Annotated in this window: 3 protein-coding genes; 2 read left to right on the top strand and 1 reads right to left on the bottom strand. The window is 36.6% G+C overall.

Translation table 11 applies throughout. From position 1 onward, the window contains the following. Window positions 1–494 precede the first annotated feature (494 nt). Both sstT and AC1DSB_RS12935 read left to right on the top strand, forming a co-directional pair. Window positions 495–1,727: a serine/threonine transporter SstT gene (gene sstT, locus AC1DSB_RS12930; protein ID WP_477532979.1), complete on the top strand. Its 1,233-nt coding sequence runs from the start codon at window positions 495–497 to the stop codon at window positions 1,725–1,727. 352 nt (window positions 1,728–2,079) lie between these two features. Continuing rightward, complete coding sequence (locus AC1DSB_RS12935; protein ID WP_016429071.1) at window positions 2,080–2,229, top strand: hypothetical protein; 150 nt, start codon at window positions 2,080–2,082, stop codon at window positions 2,227–2,229. Between the two features lie 355 nt (window positions 2,230–2,584). Here the strand turns inward: AC1DSB_RS12935 and AC1DSB_RS12940 are convergent, their stop codons facing one another. Then, window positions 2,585–5,617 (bottom strand): efflux RND transporter permease subunit, encoded by a 3,033-nt coding sequence (locus AC1DSB_RS12940; RefSeq protein WP_477586850.1) that lies wholly within the window; start codon window positions 5,615–5,617, stop codon window positions 2,585–2,587. Window positions 5,618–6,004 lie beyond the last annotated feature (387 nt).

Raw genomic sequence — 6,004 nt, forward strand, 5'->3', positions numbered from 1 at the left:
GTAGATAGGGGGAATGGGGAAGGGGACAAACCAGTACATAGTGATGAAACACCAGTGAGTAAAAATATTGGAAGTGTCATTTCTGTTCTCGATGCAGAATTTACAGTCCCAAGTGAAGATTTTAGTTAATAAAACTACCCTATATTAGAAATATTCATGTTAATTCAAGCAAACGTGAAGGTTATGATTTTCAAGCTTGTTTCTTACCCAGGGAACAAACACTATGAATTTTAAAAGCTACAATTACTGAGGATAATTCAGGATTGAGGCTTTTTTACCTGTCCATATGCTCCCAAAATTGCAGCTAACACAAGGACGGTTTTCATAAGAAATCCCAAAAGATAACAAAAAAAATCGATATAACATTCTAAAAATTTGTGATAGAATAAAATATCAGTCTATTTAAAGTTAAAATAAGTACACATTATTTTAACGAGGAGAAGTGATTGTGCGTTTTTTATGCGTGTTTTAAGAAAATTTTGGGGGGTAGTAGAATGAAAAATTTATTTGTTAAATGGAATGAAGTGAGCCTAGTAAAAAGGATTATGATCGGTATTATTGTCGGTCTTATCTTAGCTTTAACGGTTCCTGAAGCCGCAAGTTGGATCTCCATTTTCGGTTCTTTATTTGTCGGTGCATTAAAGGCAGTTGCACCAATATTAGTATTATTCTTAGTGATGCATGCGATTGCCGTACATAAAAGTGGTAAGAAAACGAATATGAAATCGATTCTTGGTCTTTATGCTATTGGTACATTCCTAGCTGGGGCTGTCGCTGTAGTTGCAAGTTTTATGTTCCCAGTTACATTAACACTAACAGCAGGAGCAGAAGACATATCTCCACCAGAAGGTATTGTTGAAGTTATTCAAACATTACTATTTAACTTAGTTGCTAATCCAATTGATGCATTAGTAAATGCTAACTATCTAGGTATTTTAATGTGGGCAATCGTTCTTGGGATTGCATTAAAAAATGCGAATCAAAATACGAAAGACATGTTAGGTAATTTTTCGGATGCAATCACTAAAGTTGTACAATGGGTGATTAATTTAGCACCGCTTGGTATTATGGGGCTTGTTTTTAGTGCAATTGTAACAAGTGGTCTTTCTGCTTTACTTGATTACGGTAAATTAATTTTAATTCTAGTTGGATGTATGTTGTTTATCGCACTTGTAGTGAATCCGCTAATCGTATTCATCTATACGCGCAAAAATCCTTATCCACTTGTTTTAATGGTTTTAAGAGAAAGTGGTATTACGGCATTCTTTACACGTAGTTCAGCTGCAAATATTCCGGTAAATATGAAATTATGTGAAAAACTAGGCTTAGATGAGGATACTTATGCAGTGTCAATCCCTCTAGGTGCTACAATTAATATGGCTGGTGCAGCCGTTACAATTGCTGTACTAACTCTTGCAACAGTAAATACGCTTGGTATTGAAGTTGATTTTGTGACTGCATTAATGCTTTCTGTTATAGCAGCTGTCTCTGCAGCAGGTGCATCAGGTGTTGCTGGCGGATCACTATTACTTATCCCACTAGCATGTAATTTATTTGGAGTTCCAAATGATATTGCAATGCAGGTTGTTGGTGTTGGTTTTATCATCGGTGTTGTTCAAGATTCTTGTGAAACTGCACTGAATTCTTCTTCTGACGTACTGTTCACAGCTACAGCTGAGTATGCTAAAGAACGTAAAGAAGGTACAGTAGTTTCTATGAAATCTTAGGATCTACGACTCTAGTAAAAAGAATAYAGAAGCTTAACTATTGATCTGACCTAATGCTCCATAAAGGTATTCATTTGATTGAATTCGACTAATGAAGATATAAAAAGCCGCGATTACCGAGGATGACTCGGTGATCGTGGCTTTTTGGTTGTGTTATGATTTATCCGCCATGTGTCTGGTTAGTGGTAGTAATGAATACCATTTGGCTATGAATTATTTTACTAAGTTTTTACTGATATATGCAAGGTTAGGCAGTACACTAATAAAGTAAAAAGGTTTACTTCAGTAAAATAAGGTATATTATATTTGTTGAATAGATTCTCTTTAAAGACAAGAAAAGTAGGTGAACAAAGTGGGGAAATATCAATTGGATACCAAAGGTCAGGTGGCTGTGGCAAAGTATCATGAAAAACACAAGCCTGCCAAATTTGATAAAAAGCAGCAACTTGAAAAAATACGTGCGGAGTATTTGAAAAAAAAGCAAAAACAAACAGATAAATAATATGAATGAAAACATAGGAAGACTAAAATCTCCCTATGTTTTTCTTATTCGAAGTTCTTTTTTTCTGGACGCGCGTTCGATTCCCGCCATCTCCATTTACATGATTCATGTTGATGGATTTAATCACCATCATGCACGTCTTTCGATTTATATCGAAAGACGTGTTTTTTTGATTTGAACATAATGGTTAGGGATATATTAAATTTTTTATTACTAATAGAAAACACCTCAAAGTTGGTTCAGGTATTCAATACCCGTTTTCAACTTAAAGGTGTTTTGTTTGTCTCACGCTATGGGGTCACACGATCCATTATTATTCACATCATAATGGAAGGTGTGACTGGTAATATTAATTTCATACTGAAATATCTTGGTCAGTTGTTTGATTCATGCGCTGTTTCTTAGATTTTCTAAAGTAAAGCAATTCATACATACAAGGAATCACGATTAGGGTCAGCACGGTTGCCAAGGCAAGCCCACCAATCACAACAATAGCAAGACTTTGTGATACTAAGCTTCCTGTTTCGGCTTGTTTTAGTAACAGTGGAAGCATCGCACAGATGGTTGCAATCGCAGTCATGAAAATCGGTCTCATCCTTGTTGCTGTCGCTTCCACTAGAGCATCACGTATAATCATTTTTTGTTCATTTTGTTTTACTCGGTCTAGAAGAACAATCGCGTTTGTTACGACGATACCAATTAACATTAATGCCCCTAGTAGTGCTGTGATATCAACTGGAATTCCACTGATGAGGATTCCTGAAATTGCGCCAATCGCAGCAAGTGGAAGAGAGCAAAGAATGGCGATTGGTGCTCTGATCGACTTAAATGTGATGACCATAATTAAAAATACTATTCCGATCGAAACAAGCATTATTAGAAATAAATCTGTAAAATCATCTGCTTGTTGGCTACTTGATCCACCTACTAGAACCTCAACATTCTCTGGTAGATCCATGCCTTTATTGTCTTTTTGATCGCCGAAAATCTCTAGATTGATTGTTTTCGAGATTTCAGAAAGCTTTGCAGGATCAACGGATGCTGTGACACGAAGGTAGGCATCCCCATCTTTATGAAACTGATTGGTTGAAAGCTCTTCACTTCGTAAAGTAGCAATGGATGATACTGGCACAAGACCGGAATCGGTCATGACTGGTATATTCTCCAAGTCTTCAGGTGTATCCGTATCCAGGAGAGGTTCCAGGAATACAGTTTTCTGCTGGTTATCTAAACTAATCGTTCCAATTGGTGTTTTATTTAACATCACACCCAACTGCTGCGCGATTTGTTCAGTATTTCCTTTTGTTGGATCTACAACAAGGGAGTGTACAGTTTTCTTCTCGTCTTGATTGGTCGATACTTCCTCGACACCCTCAATGTTTTCCACTTTTTCTTTAATATTGGTTGCCACTTCTTCAAGCTCTGCCAAATTTTCACCGACTACATCAATGGTGATATTTGTGCCTGCTCCTCCCATCATAAAGGAGGCTGTTGTTACTTCTAAAAGGGCATCAGGATATTGATCCTTTTTCTTTAATATTTCTTTTACTATGAAGTCTGTATCATTTTTGTCGTCTAATAAAATACTGAAGGACGCTTCTGTCGGTGATCCAACATAGCCATATTGAGCAGCTTCAGCTGGAGAACCTACCTGTGAAAACACATGTTTAACTTCATCCATATCTCGAATGGATGATTCAAATTCAATTGTCTTTTCCTTTACTTCTTCCACTGGCGTATCATTCGGGTAACTCAGCGTGGTCAGGACATAGTCAGCAGAGGAGCTGTCAACTGCACCTTTTGGAATGAAAAAATAAGTGCCTATGGATCCGATGAAAAGGAGGATGGATATCGTGAAAACAATCCATTTATGATTTAAGGACCATGTAACTACTTTTGGAAAACGAACAGCTGGTTTATGTTCAGGAAGCTTTGTATTCTTTAATAATCCCGCACTCATTAACGGAACAACAGTCAACGCGACAATCAAGGATGCTAGCAAGGAATAAGTAACGGTTAAAGCGAATGGTAAAAGAAATTCTTGAAGTCCACCATTCAGTAAACTCATCGGTAAGAAAACGGCTACTGTTGTTAATGTAGAGGCAGTAATAGCAACCCCCACTTGCTTCGTTGCGTCAATTACCATTTGAACTGAGAATTTCTCTGTTTGCATTTTTCGGAAAATATTTTCGATAACGACAATACTGTCATCTACTAGGCGTCCAACTGCAACAGCGACACCACCGAGTGTTAAGATATTCAATGTCACACCAGACCAAGACAGAAGGAATAGTGTGAAACACAGGGATAGAGGAATCGATATTATGGTAATAAAAGTAGAACGGATATTTCTCAGGAAAACCATAATGACGATTGTTGCAAATAGTGCACCAAGAAGAACTTCTTTTATCATAGTGTGAACGGAATTTTGAACCATATCAGCAGAGGATATGTAAATAACAGATTCCTGCTGATCATACTTTTCGTTGATTTCCTTTGTTACTTTTTCTACTTCTTTACTAATAGTCACCGCATTGGATTGACTGTCCTTTGTGATGCTAATATCTAGGCTTTCTTTTCCATTAAATCGGCTAATGAAATTTGCATCTTTTGTTTCTTCAATTGTTGCAATATCTCCAAGCGTCACACTGGGTGAAACAGTTAAGCCTTTTAGTTTTTCAATGCTTGTTAAATCACCGATTACTTTAATATTGCTTGTTTTTCCGTCAATAATCTTTTCACCGACAGCTACAGCAGTATTTTGACCATTAAGAATGCCTATAACTGTTTGAAGAGAAATTTGATTTTCAGCCAATTTTTCATCATCAATATTCACGGAAATGACGGAATCTGTAATCCCATATAGATCTACACTGGAAACACCTTTTATTTCTTGATAAAGAGATTGAAGCTCTTCACGTGCAAAATCTATATTTTCTGTAGTCACACCTTCTTCAAAGGTGACAGCAATGTTTGCAATTGGAATCATAGATGTATTAAGCTGTGATATTGTTGGCTTGGATATATAGTGCGGCAAAGCTACATTACTTAACGCATCTTGCACATCCTGTTTGGCTTGTTTCATATCATATCCTGCTTCGAAAAACAGGTCTACTTTTGAAAATCCATCTCCTGTTGTAGAATAGACGGATGTTTTTCCATTCAATCCTGCAACAGCTCTTTCAATCGGATAGGTTACTTCTGATTCCATCGTATTGGAGTCAGTTCCCTGTCCAACGGAAATAATGGTGACTTGCGGATTATCCGCAGATGGTAAAAATTCCATAGGCAATCTAAAATAGCTGACAATACCTATCACCAATATTAAAATGGTTAATACAGCGACAGCAGCCCTGTTACGAAAAGCCCACTTGGTAAATATCGACATAACAAGTTCCCTCCATAAAATTACAAATTTGATATCAAAAGAAATATACTATAAATGCAAAACGAAAAATCAGACTTTTATTAAACTTTACAAAAACTTAATTCAAACTATGTGCTCCCTTCTTACCATCGTTTCAGTTGCATCTTCATTGTAAAAAAAAGGAGTATCTTCCACATTGATCCTTAGGATTATATTTTTCTAAGACCTAAGACTTAGAAGATAATGGAAAAGTAAACGGAGTGATGTTTTGAACATGAGAAAACATCCTAATAACCTCTCAAACTATGCAACGTATTGTTCGAAAAGAACAAAGGTATTTTCAGACGATTACGTTGTTATAAGGGGTTAGGGGTCACGCCGTTTCCATTTACATGATTCATTTAAATG

Source organism: Paenisporosarcina sp. P4_E4_2, from assembly GCF_056401595.1.